18 protein-coding genes, 1 other RNA gene and 1 pseudogene are annotated in these 20,686 nt (G+C 49.0%); 11 read left to right on the top strand and 9 right to left on the bottom strand.

Features of this window, described 5'->3' with window-relative positions; genetic code table 11:
- Positions 1-46: 46 nt before the first annotated feature.
- The 3 genes and pseudogenes from rsmI (at position 47) to OGY37_RS00395 (ending at position 1,276) form a co-directional block, all read left to right on the top strand.
- The gene (gene rsmI / locus OGY37_RS00405) at positions 47-910 is read left to right on the top strand and encodes a 16S rRNA (cytidine(1402)-2'-O)-methyltransferase (protein ID WP_286619787.1); all 864 of its coding nucleotides are present in this window, start codon (positions 47-49) and stop codon (positions 908-910) included.
- A 2-nt stretch (positions 911-912) separates the two neighbouring features.
- A pseudogene (locus OGY37_RS23450) lies at positions 913-1,026 on the top strand (Fic family protein); the annotation flags it as partial.
- Positions 1,027-1,078: 52 nt separating this feature from the next.
- A complete protein-coding gene (locus tag OGY37_RS00395) occupies positions 1,079-1,276 on the top strand; it encodes a winged helix-turn-helix transcriptional regulator (RefSeq protein ID WP_032934188.1) in 198 nt (65 codons plus the stop codon).
- Here the strand turns inward: OGY37_RS00395 and OGY37_RS00390 are convergent.
- The 8 genes from OGY37_RS00390 to garD all read right to left on the bottom strand — a co-directional run bounded on the left by OGY37_RS00390 (position 1,273) and on the right by garD (position 9,426).
- Positions 1,273-2,046, bottom strand: a complete 774-nt coding sequence (locus OGY37_RS00390; RefSeq protein ID WP_003828620.1) for a DeoR/GlpR family DNA-binding transcription regulator — start codon at positions 2,044-2,046, stop codon at positions 1,273-1,275. The two genes, OGY37_RS00395 and OGY37_RS00390, sit on opposite strands and share 4 nt — an antisense overlap.
- Positions 2,047-2,157: 111 nt before the next feature.
- A complete protein-coding gene (gene gatD, locus OGY37_RS00385) occupies positions 2,158-3,201 on the bottom strand; it encodes a galactitol-1-phosphate 5-dehydrogenase (RefSeq protein WP_003828619.1) in 1,044 nt (347 codons plus the stop codon).
- A gap of 44 nt (positions 3,202-3,245) precedes the next feature.
- Positions 3,246-4,619 carry a galactitol-specific PTS transporter subunit IIC gene (locus OGY37_RS00380; protein WP_003828618.1) on the bottom strand — a complete coding sequence of 458 codons (1,374 nt, stop codon included), beginning with the start codon at positions 4,617-4,619 and terminating at the stop codon, positions 3,246-3,248.
- A 4-nt stretch (positions 4,620-4,623) separates the two neighbouring features.
- The gene (gene gatB / locus OGY37_RS00375; RefSeq protein ID WP_003828616.1) at positions 4,624-4,908 is read right to left on the bottom strand and encodes a PTS galactitol transporter subunit IIB; all 285 of its coding nucleotides are present in this window, start codon (positions 4,906-4,908) and stop codon (positions 4,624-4,626) included.
- 29 nt (positions 4,909-4,937) lie between these two features.
- Entirely contained in the window at positions 4,938-5,402 is a 465-nt protein-coding gene (gene gatA / locus OGY37_RS00370) for a PTS galactitol transporter subunit IIA (RefSeq protein ID WP_003828615.1), read from the bottom strand.
- 14 nt (positions 5,403-5,416) lie between these two features.
- Positions 5,417-6,688 (bottom strand): tagatose-bisphosphate aldolase subunit GatZ, encoded by a 1,272-nt coding sequence (gene gatZ / locus OGY37_RS00365; RefSeq protein WP_286619785.1) that lies wholly within the window; start codon positions 6,686-6,688, stop codon positions 5,417-5,419.
- A 133-nt stretch (positions 6,689-6,821) separates the two neighbouring features.
- Positions 6,822-7,676, bottom strand: a complete 855-nt coding sequence (locus tag OGY37_RS00360) for a tagatose bisphosphate family class II aldolase (protein ID WP_063941601.1) — start codon at positions 7,674-7,676, stop codon at positions 6,822-6,824.
- A gap of 178 nt (positions 7,677-7,854) precedes the next feature.
- Entirely contained in the window at positions 7,855-9,426 is a 1,572-nt protein-coding gene (garD, locus tag OGY37_RS00355) for a galactarate dehydratase (protein ID WP_286619783.1), read from the bottom strand.
- Positions 9,427-9,831: 405 nt separating this feature from the next.
- Here garD and garP point away from each other — a divergent pair, with 405 nt between their 5' ends.
- The 7 genes from garP (at position 9,832) to OGY37_RS00320 (ending at position 17,198) form a co-directional block, all read left to right on the top strand.
- Positions 9,832-11,166 (top strand): galactarate/glucarate/glycerate transporter GarP, encoded by a 1,335-nt coding sequence (gene garP, locus OGY37_RS00350; RefSeq protein ID WP_286619781.1) that lies wholly within the window; start codon positions 9,832-9,834, stop codon positions 11,164-11,166.
- A 15-nt stretch (positions 11,167-11,181) separates the two neighbouring features.
- Positions 11,182-11,952, top strand: a complete 771-nt coding sequence (gene garL / locus OGY37_RS00345; RefSeq protein WP_008785889.1) for a 2-dehydro-3-deoxyglucarate aldolase — start codon at positions 11,182-11,184, stop codon at positions 11,950-11,952.
- Between the two features lie 30 nt (positions 11,953-11,982).
- Positions 11,983-12,873, top strand: coding sequence for a 2-hydroxy-3-oxopropionate reductase (garR, locus tag OGY37_RS00340; RefSeq protein WP_197385476.1), 891 nt, complete (start codon positions 11,983-11,985; stop codon positions 12,871-12,873).
- Between the two features lie 65 nt (positions 12,874-12,938).
- Positions 12,939-14,084, top strand: a complete 1,146-nt coding sequence (gene garK / locus OGY37_RS00335) for a glycerate 2-kinase (protein ID WP_032934186.1) — start codon at positions 12,939-12,941, stop codon at positions 14,082-14,084.
- Positions 14,085-14,116: 32 nt separating this feature from the next.
- Positions 14,117-14,493: RNase P RNA component class A (gene rnpB / locus OGY37_RS00330), an RNA gene on the top strand.
- Between the two features lie 289 nt (positions 14,494-14,782).
- Positions 14,783-16,177 (top strand): tyrosine-type recombinase/integrase, encoded by a 1,395-nt coding sequence (locus OGY37_RS00325; RefSeq protein WP_232424902.1) that lies wholly within the window; start codon positions 14,783-14,785, stop codon positions 16,175-16,177.
- Positions 16,178-16,496: 319 nt separating this feature from the next.
- On the top strand, positions 16,497-17,198 hold the full coding sequence (locus OGY37_RS00320) for a YagK/YfjJ domain-containing protein (protein ID WP_008320537.1): 702 nt from the start codon (positions 16,497-16,499) through the stop codon (positions 17,196-17,198).
- Positions 17,199-17,520: 322 nt separating this feature from the next.
- On the opposite strand, the gene OGY37_RS00315 is transcribed toward OGY37_RS00320, so the two are convergent.
- Complete coding sequence (locus tag OGY37_RS00315) at positions 17,521-18,099, bottom strand: recombinase family protein (protein ID WP_057067335.1); 579 nt, start codon at positions 18,097-18,099, stop codon at positions 17,521-17,523.
- A 442-nt stretch (positions 18,100-18,541) separates the two neighbouring features.
- On the opposite strand from OGY37_RS00315, the gene OGY37_RS00310 reads away from it, so the two are divergent.
- Positions 18,542-20,518 carry a flagellin N-terminal helical domain-containing protein gene (locus OGY37_RS00310; protein ID WP_286619778.1) on the top strand — a complete coding sequence of 659 codons (1,977 nt, stop codon included), beginning with the start codon at positions 18,542-18,544 and terminating at the stop codon, positions 20,516-20,518.
- Positions 20,519-20,686 lie beyond the last annotated feature (168 nt).

Genomic DNA, 20,686 nt, shown 5'->3' with positions numbered 1-20,686 from the left:
TTTTTTACTCAATGCTCAATATTAAATCGGCAATACGGACGACACAATGAAACAACACGAATCGGCGGATAATTCTCAAGGCCAACTCTTTATTGTACCTACTCCTATAGGAAATTTGGCTGATATTACCCAACGAGCGCTCGAAGTTTTACAAGCCGTTGATTTGATTGCCGCTGAAGACACTCGTCGTACAGGATTATTGTTACAACACTTCGCGATTAACGCGCGTCTGTTCGCGCTACATGACCACAACGAGCAGCAAAAGGCCGAAACGCTGGTCGCGAAGCTCAAAGAAGGACAAAACATTGCGCTGGTTTCCGATGCCGGAACGCCGCTGATTAACGATCCTGGCTACCATCTGGTGCGTACCTGTCGCGAAGCGGGGATCCGCGTTGTTCCTCTGCCAGGTCCTTGTGCGGCGATTGCTGCCCTGAGCGCTGCAGGCCTGCCTTCAGACCGTTTTTGCTATGAAGGATTTCTGCCTGCCAAATCGAAAGGGCGTCGTGATGCGATGAAAGCCATTGAGGCCGAGCCGCGTACGCTTATTTTTTATGAATCTACCCACCGCTTGCTGGATAGCCTGGAAGACATGGTTGCCGTGTGGGGCGAATCCCGCTACGTAGTACTGGCGCGCGAGCTGACCAAAACCTGGGAAACTATTCACGGTGCACCGGTTGGTGAACTGCTGGCGTGGGTCAAGGAAGATGAAAACCGTCGTAAAGGTGAAATGGTGCTGATTGTCGAAGGGCATAAAGCGCAGGAAGACGACCTTCCTGCCGATGCGCTGCGTACGTTGGCCTTATTGCAGGCAGAACTGCCGCTGAAAAAGGCCGCCGCGCTGGCTGCTGAAATCCATGGCGTGAAAAAAAATGCGTTGTATAAGCACGCGCTGGAACAGCAGGGAGAGTAAAAGTGAGCACCTACCAACCACCTTTCGTGGTCACTCCATTGATCCTCATCCAGGTCATTGAAATTGGTGAGTTGATGGGGCATTGGGCTGCGATGGCTGGTAGGGCATCTCCTCTTTATCTCTGCTTTGCAGGAGGGATTGGGAAAACCATCAGCCTTGTCGGAAGAAATGTCGGCTGATTTACTGGATATAGACAAACGCATTCTACAAATATTGTCGAATCAGCCGAGCAGATCCGCCAAAGGTATCGCTAATGAGTGTGAAATCTCAGTCCGGACCGTAGAACGCTATCTGAAAGCGTTGCAGCTAAAAGGTAAACTGCAACGCGTTGGCGCGACAAAAGGGGAGATGTGGCGGGTAATTTAAACGACCAGCAGTTCAACGCCTGTTTTGGCCAGCGCTGATTTATCCTGTTTGCTGATACTGTCGTCGGTTATTACGCAGTTAATCTTTTCCATTGGCAGCACCTGATTAAAACCACGTCGATTAAATTTTGTCGCGTCCAGGACGGCAATGACCTTATGTGCTGCCGCCGCCATCACGCTACTAATCGAATAACCTTCGTTGAAGGTCGTAATACCGTTAGTAGCATCAATCCCGTCAGCGCCCACGAACATCAGGTCAGCGCTTATTCCTTGTAGGGAACGTTCAGCGATAGTGCCATGCATTGAATGCGTTTTGTGGCGCACAGTGCCGCCGCAGACGACCAGCGTAATGTCTTTGTTTTCCGATAACGTGAACGCGGCAGGCAGGCTATTGGTAATAACGGTGATATTACTTTTTCGGTTTAGCGCTTCAGCAATCAATAAGGTGGTGCTTCCGCTATCCAGAATTACGGTCATTCCTTCCTCAACCATTGCCGTTGCGGCCTGGGCAATCCGTTTTTTGGGATCGCTGGCAAGTTGATACCGATCTTCTAATAACACTTCCTGATTGTCACCTTCAGCCAGATGGCTTCCTGGTTTTGCCGCACCGCCGTGAAAACGGGTGACCAGACCCTTCTCTTCTAATAACCGTAGGTCGGCGCGAATGGTTACTTCAGAAATACCAAAGGTATTCGAAAGGTCCATTACCAGTACGCTGCCTTGCGTGTTAATCAGGTCGACAATTTTATTCCTTCTCTCAAATGAGTTCATATTGATTTGCCTGATAATTTAATTATCACTAGTTTAATCGAAGGATTGCGAAAGGTGAACGCTAAATTTCGAAAGTAAATGTGAGCCAGCGCAGGTTGCTGGCTCATGGGTTCAGGATAGTTTGAGTAGAATTTTTCCTTGCATCGGCGCGCCGTGGAGTGACTTGACGGCGCTGGCAAAGCTTTCGGCATCGCCAGTGTGAGCAATTAACGGCTCAAGCTGTAGGCGTTTTTCCGTCAATAAACGGGCAGCGGTTTCCCACTCTTCTCCAGGCCATGGGCTGGAATAGTTCATCCAACTGCCAAGAATGGTTAATTCTTTACGTAATATTTGCCCAAAGACACCTGAAGCAAGCGTCAGATCGTGATGCAATGTGCCGACTAACGCTAGTTGAGCACGAGGGCCTGCAATCTCAATCGACAGCGTCACAGTTTGCGGGGTTCCCGCTGTTTCCAGCACGAGTTGGTCAAACTGAATATTTTCCAGGCCCGCGTGGATCTCAGCCGCACTCATCTCACGACTATTAAACACATGGGTTGCCCCCAGTTCTTTTGCTAATGCCAGCTTTTGCGGGTTGATATCAATCGCCGTGATACTTTTTGCACCGAGTTCACGGGCACATTGCATTGCCAGCAAACCGATAGTACCAGCACCAACGATAATCACATTTTTCCCTTCGCATCCCTGAGCCAGATGAAAAGCATGCAGACCGACGGTAATCGGTTCAATGAATGCGCCATCATCAATCGGCATATCTGAAGGCAGGCGGAACAGGTTGGCGCGTTTTACAACCACATATTCTGCGTTCCCGCCTTCGCTTCGTGAACCGACAAACTGATATTGTTTACATAACGAGAAGTATCCCCGCTCGCACTGAGGGCAATGAAAGCAGGGAAGCAGCGGTACGCAGGCCACGGCATCACCGGGTTGTAAGTCGGTTACGCTTGCGCCGTAGGACTCAACATAACCACTGAACTCATGCCCGAGCGTGATTGGATAATAGTGCGCACCATGATTGAAGATACGGGGAATGTCTGAGCCGCAAAGCCCTGAACTGACCACTTTGACCAATACATCTTCATCAGTTTGCAGTTGTGGTATGGGACGTTCTTCAACGCGTACGTCGCCCTCAGCGTGAATAACCACTGATTTCATAAGTGTCTCCAGAAATGTGAAGGGGAGCAAATGCTCCCCAGAAATTAAGATGCGGTCTGGCTTTCCGTTATGGCTGCCGCTTTTTCAGCCGCCACGAAATTACGTGCCCGACGCCAGGTCAGCAATACACCCAACAGGTATATAGCAGCGATGATGATGAAGCCCACCACGTTCTGCCAGGTGAAGAGCTGGATTAGCAGCCAGGTGATTGGGGAGCCGCCCTGATCCATTGAGGCCACCATGCCACCGGCTTTCAATGCGCCTGCATTAGCGGCAAGCTGGGTATGTAAACCAATAGTTTGTGTGGCTATCCACAGGGTGATACCCATAATGATGACGCCAGAGATCAGCGTGCGGAACAGGTTCCCCTGATGAACGGCTACCGCCATGGCGACAAAGAAACCAATGGTCGCGAGATCGCCGAATGGCAGAACCTGGTTTCCGGGTACCAGAACAGCAATCAGAATGGTCAGCGGGATAAAGATTAGACTGGCGGAAACCACCGACGTATGGCCGAGCAGTAGTGCAGGATCCAGACCGATTAAGAACTCCTGTCCGCCAAATTTTGCCTGCAGGCGTTTACGGGCATGTTTAGCAATAGGAGTCAGGCCATCCATAATCGGTTTAATGACACGCGGCATGAGCAACATAACGGCAGCCGTTTTCACCGCCAGTTGCAGCACAGCTTTAACGTCATATCCAGCCAGCATGCCGATCACTAATCCCATCACAAAACCGACGGTTACAGGTTCGCCGAAGGGTCCGAAGCGTTTTTGGACATCATCCGCGCTGAAATGAATGCGGTTCAGTCCGGGGATTTTTTCAATGATCGTATCAACCAGGACAGCTATCGGGCCCAGGTATGCCGAGGAACCGTGTGGAATGGCAATGCCTTCCAGGCCAAAAAAGTCGCGCGTGTCTTTGGCAAACCAGTCACCCAGTTTATAGACGAAGGCGGCATGAACAACCACGCCGAGAATGCCCAGCCAGTATGAGCCGGTCGCCAGATGCAACATGGCACCGGTAAACGTCATATGCCAGATATTCCAGATGTCGACGTTCACCACACGGGTCATGCGGGTAACCAGCATCAGGATATTCACCCCAATGGCGACTGGAATCGCAATTAACGCAATTTGCGAAGCCCAGGTCATTGGTGATGAGCCAGGCCAACCGACATCGATGACATGCAGGTTGATTTGAAATTGTTCTGCCATTGCTTTTGCGGCAGGGCCAATAGAGTCCAGCATCAGGCCGATCACCAGACCGATACCGACGAAGCCAATCCCGATATGCAAACCTGATTTAAAACAATCCCCGAGCTTCATTCCCAGCAATTTTGAGAAGATGATGATCACTAACGGCAGCATAACCGTTGGACCTAAGTCGAGGATATAACGCATTATTTCGCTAAACATGGCGTTACCCCACGAGGATAGTCAGTATTTTTTGCTGTAATGCTTCGATACCCACACCTGAAACAAAAGGCATGCCGTGGACCACTGGGATATCGCCAAACGTACGGTCAACGCGGGCGGTGGTACAGATAAGATCCGCTCCATCCATATAGGTTTCGATTTCTGTTACCCGACATTGAACCAGGTCGAGTTGGATATTGTTGGCTTCACAGAGTTCTTTAATTTCTTCTGCCGCCATTGTTGAAGTTGCTACAGCACCGCCACAGGCCACAATTACTTTACGTTTCATAGGGTATTCCTTTTATTATCAGTTTTTTATCAAGCCTGTGCGCAGGGCTCAGACTCAAGGATTTTTTCCCGAAAGAGCATGGCCAGTTCTGCATCAGGCGCATTCAGCAATGCTTCAATGGTGTTCGGGTTTTGTAGCTCACTAAACAGACGACGCAGGAGCTTCAGCTGCGCAGTCGGGTTCTCAACGATTAAGGCGATAATTAAAGAGACGGCTATCTCTTCGTCATCATCTGCTTGTTGAAAGTTGACCGGTGTATCCGGGCGAATCAGATAGATAGCAGGGGATATCGCATGCACAGCTTCACAATGTGGAATCGCAACGGCATGACGTTCCAGCGCTATTCCGGTTGGAAAAGTTGCTTCACGCTCAATCAGGGCCTGCGGATAGCTTTCATACACGACCCCTTTGGCCAGCATCTCCTCCCCAATATGTGTCAGCGCATGCTGACACGAGCTAAAGTTAATTCCTGTTCGAACAAAAAGTTGGCTCATATATTCTCCAGATTTCAGGCAATTACTGGTGCGCAACCAAAGCGATAGGCGCGCAGAACGTCCTGGATTTTGTCGATAATCAGATTGTGTGGTGTGGCGGTTAACGTCCCTTCAGTCAGGCGTTCAAATTGCACGGGCATAAACTGGCTAATGAGTCCCAGTGGTAAAGCGATGTCATTAAGGTTGGTGATTAATTTCTCTACACTTTGACGAATGCGGGGATGCGGCCAGTAGTAACGAATACGGTCGGAGAGGCTGAAGTGAATATCGACCATTGCCTGGCTCCAGGTTGGGCGATAATATTTTTTCCAGTAGTCCGGTTCATTCAACATTACTTCGTCAATTACTTCCAGAACCCGGCTCCGTTGTTCTGGGGAGATCAGTTCATTTTCCATTTGCGCAAGAGCAAAAATAGCTTCGCGCAGGGCAAAGGTGAGTGCCGGACCCACTTTCAATATTGCATAGTGATCGCGTACCAGAGCACGGTATGCCTGGCGGGTTTGATAATCGGTAGAATGCGCTTCGTAGACCATTGGTGTCTCTTTTATCCAGGCGGATAGCGCTTCTGCTGCTTGTGGTTGGTAGTGAATGATTTGGGTGTGATCGAACTCGACGCCGGGTTGAACCACAATGGCGATTACACGAGTTAACGCCTCTTCAAGCCCTAATTCGCGGAAGGCAACCTGATGGGTTTCCAGTGTCCGGGCGGCATCTTCTTCGCGTGTGACATGAACGGTGCCAATGGTGCTGGCTTCTCCGCCTGGTACGGGAACTTCTGTTCCAATAACGTAAGTCAGATGGTGTTTCTGTTCTTCGGTTGCCGTTGTTTCTGCGGCCTGGCAAAGTACGGCTGCTCGCTGGGCAACAACCATTGGATCTAACGGCGTTGGGTCGTCAGCACAGGACATCGAAGCATCAAGATGGATTTTGCTGAACCCTGCGGCAACGTAAGCTTTGATTAAGGCTACGGATTTTTCCATCGCTTCTGCCGCAGGTTCGTTTTGCCAGCAGTTAGGGCCGAGATGATCGCCACCCAGAATCAGCCTTTCGCGAGGAAAACCAACCGCTTGTGCGATGCTATAGACAAAGTCACGGAAATCAGCGGGTTTCATCCCGGTATAACCACCAAACTGATTAACCTGATTAGAGGTCGCTTCGATTAGAACTTTCGTGTTCGTATTGAGATCAAAACGTAATGCAGATTCAATAACCAGCGGATGGGCTGAACAAACAGAACAAATACCTAAATGCTCACCTGCTTTATGACGAGAGATTATTTCTTTCACTTCTATCTCCGATATCTTTTGTTTATCTTCATAATATTTTTGGATTGAAGGCAAAGGGTAAAAGCATCTTTCGTGATCCAGCTTTAAAAACAGACCTTTGTCAGAACCCGTACAATTCGAATTAATTAATCAATTACAACTTTCCTTCGCAGCCGCAGTCGGCAATCACCTTACGTACTACCTCTTTCATGGCCGCTTTTGCTGGCATCATGTAATGCCGTGGGTCGTTCGCATCGGTATGTGCGCTCAGGTAGGTTTTGAGTGCGCCGGCAAAGGCGATTTTAAGTTCGGTAGCGACGTTAACTTTGCAGACCCCTAAGGAGATTGCGCGCTTAATATCATGTGTAGGCAGGCCAGATGCGCCATGTAAAACCAGTGGGATATCAACGTGCTGACGAATCTCGGCTAGTCGATCGAAATCCAGTTTAGGTTCAGCGTTATACAGACCATGAGCTGTGCCAATCGCGACAGCCAGTGAGTCGATACCCGTTTTTTCCACGAACTCCCGAGCCTGTTCTGGGTGAGTATATAGCGCGTCTTTTCCGTCCACGATCAGGTCATCTTCTTGCCCACCCAGCCGTCCCAGCTCAGCTTCAACGCTAACGTCATAGCGGTGGCAGTAGTCTGTTACGTGTTTAACTAATGCAATGTTGTCGGCAAACGGCAGATGGGAACCATCAATCATCACGGAGCGAATGCCTGTAGTGACTTTCGCTTCAATATCGGTGGCGCTTTCATGGTGATCGAGATGGACGGCGAGAGGATGGTTCCAGCTTCTTGCCAGTTCACTGGCGATTGCAACGATGTTACCAACCCCGGCATAACTAAAAGTGCCAGGTGTGCCGGCGACGATCAACGGAGAGCGTAGTTCGGCTGCTGTTTCCACGACAACCTGTAAGGTCTCCAGGTTGTGAATGTTAAACGCCGGTACGGCATAGCCTTCTTGCTGCGCCTTCTTCAGCATCATTTTGCTTGAGATGATAAACATACTTCCTCCGAAGTCTTTCGATTTCTTTCTTCGAAATAAAGTATAGGGTTTCGTAACGTTTTTTTGTGATTTCGATCTGATAAATGAAAGTTTCGAAAGAAATGGGAGGTTTACGAAAGGTTGCGGCGAAAAAAAAGCATGCCCGAAGGCATGCTCATTAAGAAAATACGGTAGATAATCAGGTCACTGGCGCCGGGTTAAACACCGCCAGCTGGTTATGCAGTCCCCACTGGTCCGAGAAGGTTTTCTTACGCCCGCTGGCGACGTCGAGAATAAATTCGAACAGTTTCAGACCCACATCTTCAATGGTTTCTTCTCCGGTGGCGATGGTACCTGCGTTAATGTCCATCAGGTCAAACCAACGGTTGGCCAGCTCGGTGCGTGTCGCCATTTTAATCACCGGCACGGCCATCAGGCCATACGGCGTACCGCGACCAGTGGTGAACACCTGCACGGTGATCCCGGAAGCGACCTGCTGTGTACCGCAAACAAAATCACTGGCGGGGGTTGCAGCGTAAATCAGGCCACGTTTGGTTGGACGCTGACCCGGCGACAATACTTCGACAATCGCGCTCTTGCCAGACTTGGCAATCGAACCTAGCGCCTTTTCCACCACGTTTGCCAGACCGCCTTTCTTGTTGCCCGGAGAAGGGTTGGCACTGCGATCCGTTTTGCCCATATCAAGGTAGTTATCGTACCAGGCCATCTCTTCGAGCAGGCGTTTACCGACTTCTTCGTTAATCGCACGTGGGGTCAGAAGGTGGATGGCATCGCGCACTTCTGTTACTTCAGAGAACATTACGGTCGCGCCGCAGCGTACTAACAGGTCGGAGGCATAACCCACCGCCGGGTTGGCCGTCACGCCGGAAAACGCATCGCTACCGCCGCACTGCATGCCGACCACCAGTTCTGAAGCCGGGCAAGTTTCACGTTGGCGCTGATTGAGCTTTGCCAGATGATGTTCGGCCACTTGCAGAATATCGGTGACCATTGATTGAAAGCCGACGTGCTTTTCATCCTGTAGGCTGATGACGCTGGCGCTGTCGACCGGAATACTTTTCACATCGTGCGTGCCTTCCAGCAGGCGCTCTGGCTGCAGTTTTTCACAACCGAGGCCGATGACCATCACTTCGCCGCCAAAGTTCGGATTTAGCGCAATATTGTGAATGGTACGAATCGGAACGATGGCAGCTGGGGCATTAATCGCCACACCGCAGCCGTACAGATGATTGAGCCCCACCACACCGTCAACGTTCGGGTATTTGGGCAACAGATCGCGTTCAATGATTTTCACCACATAGTCCACCACGCCCGCCACACAGTGCACGCTGGTGGAGATGCCGAGCAGATTTTTGGTGCCGACGCTACCGTCTGCATTGCGGTAACCTTCAAAGGTGTAGCCCTCAAGAGGCGGCAGCGGCTCTGGCACTTTAGTTGCCAGCGGCAGTGTCTCCAGTGGTGGAGCTTTGGGCAGTTCAACCATTGATTCATCAATCCAGCTGCCACGTGGGATATGGCGAGCGGCATAGCCTATCACTTCGCCATAGCGCACGATTTCGCCATGAACAGGAATATCCAATAGCGCCACTTTATGACCCTGGGGAATATGTTCAATGAGTTCCAGTCCATCCGGAAAACGCGTTCCGGCTTTCAGACCATTGTCATTGACAATTATCGCCACATTATCTGTTTCGTGAACTTTAATATAAAACGCCGTTGGCGATTCTTGTCTGATTTCGATGTCGGCCATTGTCCAGTATTCTCCAACAAGGTGGTGATAATAGTGTGGATATTTATATTTTGAATCTAATTGTAAGCAATAAAGATTCGGTATCGTGAAATAAGAATGTCAGGAGTTTAACGTGAAGAATGTGATGATGATCACTTAAACTCAGCAAGGCCGCGTCGCCGAGGGTAGCAATACGTAAATGTGTGCATTAGCGCCCAGGCATGTGTGCATATGCCCAAAACATTAATTAAATAACGCTAGTTTAATGAGCGTTTGAACAATGATTAACGTTGTGTTGATGATTATACTAAATCACGGTTTCATAACGCCTGATAAATTATTATCTATTTCTATTATCGGTAATTTATCACGAGAAATACCCACAAAATAATAATAAAAACCTTTTATGTGCCCGAGGTAAATAGAATGATATTGGATACAGTTGTCGAGAAAAAGAAAAGTACGCACACCCGTTATTTAATATTGCTGATAATATTTATTGTTACAGCCGTTAACTATGCGGACCGTGCGACGCTGTCTATTGCCGGAACTGAAGTGGCGAAAGAGTTACATCTCAGCGCCATCTCAATGGGTTACATTTTCTCCGCCTTCGGCTGGGCTTACCTGTTGATGCAAATCCCCGGCGGCTGGCTGCTGGATAAATTCGGCTCTAAGAAAGTCTACACCTACAGTTTGTTCTTCTGGTCACTGTTTACCTTCCTGCAGGGCTTTGTGGACATGTTCCCGCTGGCCTGGGCGGGTATTTCAATGTTCATCATGCGCTTTATGCTGGGCTTCTCGGAAGCGCCATCCTTCCCGGCTAATGCCCGTATCGTGGCGGCCTGGTTCCCAACGAAAGAGCGCGGTACGGCATCTGCGATTTTTAACTCTGCACAGTATTTCTCCCTGGCGCTGTTTTCCCCGCTGCTGGGCTGGCTGACCTTCGCCTGGGGCTGGGAGCACGTCTTTACCGTAATGGGCGTGATTGGTTTTGTGCTTACCGGACTGTGGGTAAAGTTTATTCATAACCCAACCGATCACCCGCGCATGTCGCAAGAAGAGTTGAAGTTTATCTCTGAAAACGGCGCGGTCGTGGATATGGACCATAAAAAGCCAGGCGATGTGAAGTCAGGTGGTCCTAAACTGCATTATATCAAGCAGTTGCTCACGAACCGTATGATGCTTGGTGTGTTCTTTGGCCAGTATTTTATCAACACAATTACCTGGTTTTTTCTCACCTGGTTCCCGATTTACCTGGTTCAGGAAAAAGGTATGTCGATCCTGAAAGTGGGCATGGTGGCTTCGATTCCGGCACTGTGCGGGTTTTTCGGTGGCGTGCTCGGCGGCGTGTTCTCTGATTATCTGATTAAACGTGGTTTCAGCATTACCCTGGCGCGAAAGCTGCCGATAGTGCTCGGCATGTTGCTCGCATCGACCATTATTCTGTGTAACTACACCGATAATACCGCTCTTGTGGTGGCGCTGATGGCGCTGGCTTTCTTCGGTAAAGGTTTCGGCGCGCTGGGTTGGCCGGTGATTTCCGATACCGCGCCGAAAGAGATTGTCGGTCTGTGCGGTGGGGTATTTAACGTATTTGGCAACGTGGCTTCCATCGTCACCCCGCTGGTGATTGGGTATCTGGTGAGCGAGCTGCACTCATTTAATGCTGCGCTGATGTTTGTAGGGTGCTCGGCGCTGATGGCAATGGTTTGCTACCTGTTTATTGTCGGTGACATTAAACGTATGGAATTGCAGAAATAAACAAAGGTATAGGCGATGAATAACACGATTTTCCCGAATAAGTTTAAAGCGGCCCTCGCGGCGCAACAAATTCAGATTGGCTGCTGGTCTGCATTGGCCAGCCCAATCAGTACCGAAGTTTTAGGTCTGGCAGGTTTTGACTGGCTGGTACTGGATGGCGAACATGCGCCGAATGATATCTCGACGTTTATTCCGCAATTAATGGCGCTGAAAGGCAGCGACAGCGCGGCGGTAGTGCGTGTACCAACCAACGAGCCAGTGATTATCAAGCGCCTGCTGGATATCGGGTTTTACAACTTCCTGATCCCGTTCGTTGAGACGGAAGAAGAAGCGGTTAACGCTGTGGCGTCGACCCGCTATCCGCCGGAAGGTATTCGTGGCGTGTCCGTATCCCATCGCGCCAATATGTTTGGCACCGTACCGGACTACTTTGCGCAGTCGAATAAGAACATCACCATCATCGTGCAGATCGAAAGTCAGCAGGGCGTTGATAACGTTGATGCAATCGCGGCGACAGAAGGCGTTGACGGTGTCTTCGTCGGACCAAGCGATCTGGCCGCGGCGCTAGGCCACCTCGGCAATGCGTCACATCCTGATGTGCAGAAAGCTATCCAGCACATTTTTGCCCGCGCGAAAGCACACGGCAAACCAAGCGGCATTCTGGCCCCGGTAGAGGCGGATGCGCGTCGTTATCTGGAGTGGGGCGCGACGTTTGTTGCCGTTGGCAGCGACCTTGGCGTGTTCCGTTCAGCCACGCAGAAACTGGCTGATTCTTTTAAGAAATAACCACCATCGACAGTAGAGAGAGATAAAGACATGACAATGAAAGTTGGTTTTATTGGCCTCGGTATTATGGGTAAACCAATGAGTAAAAACCTCCTCAAGGCAGGTTACTCGCTGGTGGTTGCTGACCGTAACCCGGAATCCATTGCGGAAGTAATTGCCGCAGGCGCTGAAACCGCCTCCACGGCGAAAGATATCGCTGAGCAGTGTGATGTGATCATCACCATGCTGCCGAACTCTCCGCATGTTAAGGAAGTGGCACTGGGTGAAGGCGGCATTATTGAAGGGGCGAAACCGGGCACAGTGCTTATCGACATGAGCTCCATCGCGCCGCTGGCAAGCCGCGAAATTAGCGATGCGCTGAAAGCGAAAGGCGTGGATATGCTGGATGCGCCGGTCAGCGGCGGCGAGCCAAAAGCGATTGACGGCACGTTGTCGGTGATGGTCGGCGGCGATAAAGCGATTTTCGACAAGTACTACGATCTGCTGAAAGCGATGGCAGGCTCTGTGGTGCATACCGGTGAAATTGGCGCGGGTAATGTCACCAAGCTGGCGAATCAGGTGATTGTGGCACTGAACATTGCCGCGATGTCTGAAGCGCTGACGCTGGCGACCAAAGCGGGAGTGAATCCGGACCTGGTGTATCAGGCGATCCGTGGCGGGCTGGCAGGCAGCACCGTGCTGGATGCGAAAGCGCCGATGGTGATGGATCGCAACTTTAAACCAGGTTTCCGTATTGATCTGCATATCAAAGACCTGGCGAACGCGCTGGATACTTCTCATGGCGTTGGCGCTCAGTTGCCGCTGACTGCTGCAGTCATGGAGATGATGCAGGCGCTACGCGCAGATGGATTGGGTACAGCCGATCACAGTGCGCTCGCATGCTACTACGAAAAACTGGCGAAAGTGGAAGTCACTCGCTAACAAGAAGGGCGCGGATGTGCGCCCTGTATTTCTTGCCTTGCGCGGCACTGTCAGGCTACATAACTATGAAAATCGTAATTGCCCCAGACTCTTATAAAGAAAGCCTTTCTGCCACCGAGGTAGCTCAGGCAATAGAAAAAGGATTTCGGGAAATTTTCCCCGATGCGCAATATGTTTCTGTTCCGGTTGCCGATGGCGGCGAAGGAACGGTCGAAGCCATGATTGCCGCGACGCAAGGGAGTGAACATTCAGCGCAAGTAACGGGGCCGCTGGGCGAAAAAGTGAATGCCTGCTGGGGCATGTCTGGAGATGGTAAAACCGCGTTTATCGAAATGGCGGCAGCCAGCGGTCTGGCGTTGGTGCCTCCTGAAAAGCGCAACCCTTTAGTCACTACGTCACGCGGTACCGGAGAGCTGATTTTGCAGGCGCTGGATAGCGGTGCGCAGAGCATCATTATTGGCATCGGCGGCAGTGCGACCAACGACGGTGGCGCGGGTATGGTGCAGGCACTGGGGGCAAAACTTTGCGACGCCAACGGGACAGAGATTGGCTACGGTGGTGGAAGCCTGATGAGTCTGAACTCCATCGATATCTCGGGTCTGGATCCGCGCTTAAAAACCTGTTCCATTCGCGTGGCCTGCGATGTGACTAATCCTCTCATCGGCGATTCTGGCGCTTCGCGCATTTTTGGCCCGCAGAAAGGGGCGACGGAAGAACGCATTCTCGAACTGGACCGTAATCTGTCTCATTATGCCGACATCATTAAAAAATCGCTGCGGGTCGATGTGAAAGATGTGCCAGGCTCCGGTGCGGCAGGCGGAATGGGCGCGGCGTTAATGGCTTTTTTAGGCGCCGAGCTGCGCAGCGGTATCGAGATTGTGACCCAGGCGCTCAATCTGGAAGAGCATATTCACGACTGTACGCTGGTGGTGACCGGCGAAGGGCGGATCGACAGCCAGAGCATTCACGGCAAAGTGCCGGTAGGCGTGGCAAATGTCGCGAAGAAGTACCACAAGCCGGTTATTGGTATTGGTGGTAGCCTGACGCGCGATGTGGAGGTAGTGCATCAATATGGTATCGATGCGGTGTTTAGCGTATTGACCAGCATCAGCACGCTGGAAGAGGCCTTCCGTGGGGCATTTGATAATATTTATCGCGCCTCAAGAAACATCGCAGCCACGTTAGCGATAGGAATGCGCAGTGCGGGGTGACATTGCCCCGCAAACCCTCTATACTGCGCGCCGAAGCTGACCAGACAGTCGCCGCTTCGTCGTCGTCCTCTTCGGGGGAGACGGGCGGAGGGGAGGAAAGTCCGGGCTCCATAGGGCAGGGTGCCAGGTAACGCCTGGGGGGGAAACCCACGACCAGTGCAACAGAGAGCAAACCGCCGATGGCCCATGCAAGTGGGATCAGGTAAGGGTGAAAGGGTGCGGTAAGAGCGCACCGCGCGGCTGGTAACAGTCCGTGGCACGGTAAACTCCACCCGGAGCAAGGCCAAATAGGGGTTCACAAGGTACGGCCCGTACTGAACCCGGGTAGGCTGCTTGAGCCAGTGAGCGATTGCTGGCCTAGATGAATGACTGTCCACGACAGAACCCGGCTTATCGGTCAGCTTCAACTTCTTCTAAAACAATACGTTGGTGTGTCTCAGGCCTTAATAGGTGAAAATGTGACACAGACTGTGATACAAACGAGACATACCAACGGTTGTTCCATCCCGAATATTATTAAGCGTGGCAATCGCTACTGCCTTCATTTCAGGCTATCTACAGGCCGATTCTTTCGCATGTCTTTGGGTAGCGATTCAGCCAACAGAGCAAGATTTATATCTTCTCGCCTCTCTATGTTTATTTCTCTTGTAAAATCGTCCAAGATGGAACCAACGCTATTAATGGATATAGTGCAGAAAATGAAGAAGTTAGAACAAGACGATATTGATAAGTATTTGCTTGAAATTCAGGCAGGTTTTTATGCCGCAGCGAAAAAAATCCCCTCTACTGTACGTAGTACCTTGCGAAAATCAGGTTCATTGGCCCGTGAAAAACGTATTGCGCTTGATGTTGGATTGCTACTTGATGGAACCTTCAAACAAGATGTTGAGCCGCTATCGACAGATTCAGTTATAGAACAACTTGGTAGCCAGTTTGATCTTACGGGCATGGAGGATGAAATCGATAATGTGGCTTCACAGTATGACCTCCTCTGGAGACACTATTGCGATGCACATATAGCCTTTATGGATCAGCGACATTCTGATTACCAACAGATTGTTAACTCCATGCGCCCAGACAACCACTATGCGCCTACCGTAGCCGATAAACCTGAAGAATCATTGGCCTCTGGGATTACTTTATCTAAGGCATGGCAGGGATTTCTCGCATTTAAGTCTGATTGGGTGCCTAAGATTCGACAGGGTAATGAGAAATATTATGAAGTGATAGAGATGGTTCTTGGTGCTGATACGTTAGTTACTGAAATCACTCGGCGCGATATTAAACACTTGCTTGAAGTCGTTGAAGGTCTTCCTCGCCAAAACAAGAGGCCATACAACAGGATGACTATCCAGCAATGTTTAGATTTGGATGAAGTTCCAGAAGAAGACTTAGTTTCATCAAAAACGGTCAAAGATTATCTGAAACTTTGTCAGGGGTTATTTTCAACCTACCTGACTAAAGAAGAGGATATTCTTGAATTACCGCCTACAAACAACGTCAAGTATGAAGCAAAAAGTCACAGCTACGGCCATTACAATCGAACAGAAATGAGAAAGATGGTAGAACACTTCGCGACATTAGATGGTTGGAATAAATGGGGTTTTTTGTTGCTAGCGTATACAGGGGCCCGTCGTTCTGAAATCGCAAAACTGAGGGTTTCAGATGTGCGCTTGGACGACGATAGCCAACGGTATTACATAATGATCGGAGATAGTAAGACTGAGGCGGGGATTCGACAGGTTCCTATCTCACAACGTTTGATCAATATGGGTTTTTTGGATTATTTGGATAGCAAAAAGGCAGATACCAACTTGTTCCCAGAAATCACTAATACAAGTCAGGTAACGCGGCTTTTCCATGCGATACGTGAGCAATTGGGTATTGATTATCTTGATGATTATAAAAATAGACGTATTGTGCACAGCTTACGTCACACTTTCGTAACTGAGATTCAGGCAAAGCATACCCTCACACTTGTTCAGCAAACGATAGGCCACGAACATTCAAACCAAGGGCAAACCAAGGTTTACACGGGCAAGATGAAAGTTTCGGATTTGCTTCCAGTTGTTGATAGTGTTGATTGGTTTTAGTGATAGTCATTCTAATTCAATGGGGTTGCTGGACCGTAGCCAAGAACTTATCGCTTGTGAAGCATTGAATTAGGCTATAGCAAAAGCGGAAAAATGGCAGAAACAAACCTGAAAAATGCCGACGAAGAAAATAATCATTGAATTGGAATAAAAAAAATAATATGATTTTTGGTTAAGCCCTGTTTGTGGCATGTTTTCTGAGTAAAATAAACAAACATTTCTGTCCGTAAAAGCCAGCGCCGGTGCCTGCTCGGGGGCCATCCCTTATGCTCGTCGCGTACTGGTTTTTATTATTATCTTAAAGAAATATATCTGGTAAGTGGGGGTTGTTATTTCTGTTCTTAGTGAATTGTCATTAACTCAGTACATCTCACATCACCGTGACAGTAGTGGGCGTTACTCTCTGATCCATAGCCCCGTTTATTCACTTGGTGGTCTCGAATACCAGCTCAACCACGACCCGGATGACAAAAACAGCAACCCCATCCGTAAAGAGATCATAGATAAATTTATCACTCAGCTTCGCGCCATGCAGTCACACTACCGTGAAGTCTATGGTTTTCGCTTTGACCTATCAGTGCCGGAAGGAATGAGCGCTGAGGAAAGCAATAAATTAATCAGCGAACTGTTCACCCGCCTGCGTGGCGAGTTTACAGCGAAAGCGTGGAGTAATCAGCCAATCAGGAAATTTGCCTACGGCTGGGTTCGCGAAAAAGAAAAGGCGAAACAGGTACACTATCACTGCTGGATTGCCCTGCCTTACTTCCAGGTCAGAACGGCAGGCTTTGGTGATGATGGAATGATCGGGCGTATCAGCCGGATATGGACTGACCTGACAAACGGAGTTTCAAGGGTTCATCTTCCACATGGCAGATATATAATCAGGCAATGTGACCATGCTTCACTGGTGGAGATGGTTAAGCGAATTTCTTATCTTGCCAAGAATCGCGGAAAATCATCTGATCAGAAAGGACAACCAAAAATGTTTTCCGGTTCCAGATTACAAATGAAAGTATCCTGAATACCATAATCGCTAAATCCTTCGTGTAACTCTTTCTGAGCCATTTAAAGAGCATGGCAGTACCTTCGCATTACCCACACTACAAAAAGCGCTCACGATAGCGCTCATTGCGTTTAACAATGCCTCTCTCATACACCACAGCTTAACTTTTAAATATAGCACCCCATCACTATCTTTTCCAGGTGGATTTAAGCTGGTGTGCGGCTCCGCTGGATTTACTGTCGCCGGAATATTTCGAATTAATTGACCCGAAAATAGTCATAATTAAGCCTCACACGTTGTGTAGGGCAGCATCTGAATCTTAGTGAAGACAGGTTAAATCTTATGCCTCTTTGATGTTCCAGTTTCGTTTGATAGTCGGGAGGCTTAAATTCAGTTCTAACGCCGCTTTGGACTGACTCAGCCCCTTAGCTCTGGCTTCCTGTACACGCTGAAGGGTATCTGACGCAACCGGACGGCCTAACTTCTTCCCTTCCTTCCTGGCTCTTACTAAACCCTCTTTTGTACGTTCAATGATGCGGGATTTTTCGAACTCTGCAAACGCAGAAAACATTTGCAGCATCAACTTCCCTTCCGCGCTGGAAAGGTTACGCACAGGCAGATCCAGTGAAACAACATCAATCCCTTTATCCACCAGCATCGTAATGGTTTGCTGCACGTCGATGTTGTCCCTTCCCAGGCGGTCCAGTTTCAATACTACAAGCTGATCCCCAGCCTCCAGTTTATGAGTCACCATATCAGCAAAGCCTTTGCGCTGCATTGCCTGTACTCCCCCTGACACGGTTTCTGATATCACCCTGCTATCATTCACTGCATAGCCAGCCTGACGAATCGCCATAATCTGGTTTTCTGTTGACTGTTCGCTGGTGGACACACGGCAATATGCAAATGTACGGCTCATAATCGCTCCCCTGATTGGTATCAAAAACGGTATCATAATTAACTAATGGTATCATAATGTCAATGTGCTAATTTAATGACACCAATTTAAGGTAGGGTTTACTGGTATCATAAAACGTTCGATTGTTGACACTAACCAGGTCAATGTCATTGGCCTGTATGATATTTGTAAAAGATTGAGAGTTGCCTTTTGAAGCTGGTGGAGCATGCTTGACTGATCTGGCAATCGCTTAGCAATTTTTTGTTAAGTAGCAAAAGAGAGTAAGACTTGATGAAAAAATTCACATAATTGGTTATGTACTGTTAGCTGCTCTTAGTTTGCTAAAAACCAAATAAAAACAATAGATTGATAAAAATGAAAAAAAGATAAAGTTTAGGCCAAAGTGGTCGATAACTTGAATGACACAGGTAAGCCTGACTTATATACCCAAAAGGAAAATTTTATGGCACAAGTTATCAACACTAACAGCCTGTCGCTGTTGACCCAAAATAACCTGAACAAATCCCAGTCTTCCCTTAGCTCCGCTATTGAGCGTTTGTCTTCCGGTCTGCGTATCAACAGCGCTAAAGACGACGCCGCTGGCCAGGCGATTGCTAACCGCTTCACCTCCAACATCAAAGGTCTGACTCAGGCTTCCCGTAACGCCAACGATGGTATCTCCATCGCTCAGACCACTGAAGGCGCGCTGTCTGAAATCAACAACAACTTACAACGTGTTCGTGAACTGTCAGTTCAGGCAACCAACGGCACCAACTCCCAGTCCGACCTGGACTCTATCCAGAATGAAATCACCCAGCGTCTGGGCGAAATCGACCGCGTATCCGGTCAGACTCAGTTCAACGGCGTGAAAGTGCTGGCGTCCGACAGCTCCATGAAAATCCAGGTTGGTGCGAACGATGGCGAAACCATCACTATCGACCTGAAAGAAATCACCTCTAAGACTCTTGGCCTGACTGGCTTCAACGTGAACGGTAAAGGTGAAGTAGCGAACAAAGCTGCTACTGCAGATAGCCTGACGCTGGCTGGATTTGATAAAGGTGTACCTGATAAAGATGGTACCATTACTTTCAAAAAGGATGTCGATAATGCTAAAGCGACAGCCTCAGATGTGATGACAAGCGTTAAAGATAAAAGCACCTTACATTTTGACGGCACCGGTAATGGGCTTGGCGTTGCAGCCACAGATAATAAATACACTTACGATGCAGCAAGTAAATCGTATAGCTTTAGCGCGACAGGAGTTTCTTCTACAAACGCTCTGAATAAATTTGCTCCAAACGCCGGGGATTCATTCACCGCGAATGTAAAAATTGGCGAAACTACCCAAGATGTAAAAGTAAGTAAAGACGGAACTATCACATCCACAGATGGCAAAGCGCTTTTTCTGGATGCTAAGGGTAACCTGACCCAGACAAGTAACGGCCAGACTAAGGCGGCTACCTGGGATAATCTGATTGCTAATACCGATACTACCGGTTCAGACGCTTATGGTAATCCGACTGCATCAGCCGTAAAAACAACGATTAAAGTTGGAGATACTACGATTACCTCAGTAGGCGGCAGTGCAGAAATGCACAAAGCTAATGCTTATTCAGCTGCTTATAAAACTGCATATGATGATGCTTATGCTACTAAATATAATGCAGATTATAAAACAACTTATGACGCTGAGTATGCGACCAATGGTGGTGATGCTGCTCTTGCTGAAGCCGCTGCAACTGCTTTTGCTACAGGAACCGCAAAAACTGCGGGTGATACCGCAGGTGTAGGAGCGGGTACGCTTGAAAAAAATGCAATGACTACTCCGTCTAACGCAACAGTAGACGTATCCGGAGCAAAAATTTCAGCTACGGAAATGGCAAAAGATATCAGCACTGGTGATTTCACGGTTACTGACGGCGAAGGGGCTGGTGTATATTCAGTTACTGAGGGCGCTGTAAAATATGATTCGGATGGCGCAGGAACTGCTGCTACAGCTAAGGATGCTTTTACCGATATCGAAGGTAAACTGACCAACGTCGATAAAGAAACTGTGAACTACTATGCTCACTCCAATGGTGCTGTCACAAACAACGCTGGCTCAAAAATTTACCTAAATGAAAGTGGTAAACTGACTACCGAGTCCACCACAAAGTCAACATCTACCTCCGATCCGTTGAAAGCGTTGGATGACGCTCTGGCTAAAGTTGACGCACTGCGTTCCGACCTGGGTGCAGTACAGAACCGTTTCGATTCTACCATCACCAACCTGGGCAACACCGTTAACAACCTGACTTCTGCTCGTAGCCGTATCGAAGATGCTGACTACGCGACCGAAGTATCCAACATGTCCCGTGCACAGATCCTGCAACAGGCTGGTACTTCTGTTCTGGCACAAGCTAACCAGACCACGCAGAACGTACTGTCTCTGCTGCGTTAATATAGTTTATAGTACTAAGCCCCGTGATTGCGGGGCTTTTTTGTTTAATGTGCTAAAACTGGTTCTAAGGTACAACTGTTATGAATGATTGAATCGCCACGGGTTTAACAGACACCTCAGAGTCATTTAAGATGGCTTAAAGAGAGGTGCCCATGAGCGGTAAGCGTT

It is taken from the genome of Citrobacter sp. Cpo030, assembly GCF_030333005.1.
GTDB classification, from domain to species: domain Bacteria; phylum Pseudomonadota; class Gammaproteobacteria; order Enterobacterales; family Enterobacteriaceae; genus Citrobacter; species Citrobacter portucalensis.
The sequence above is the reverse complement of the archived record's forward strand: the minus strand, read 5'-3'. Positions and strand labels throughout refer to the sequence as shown.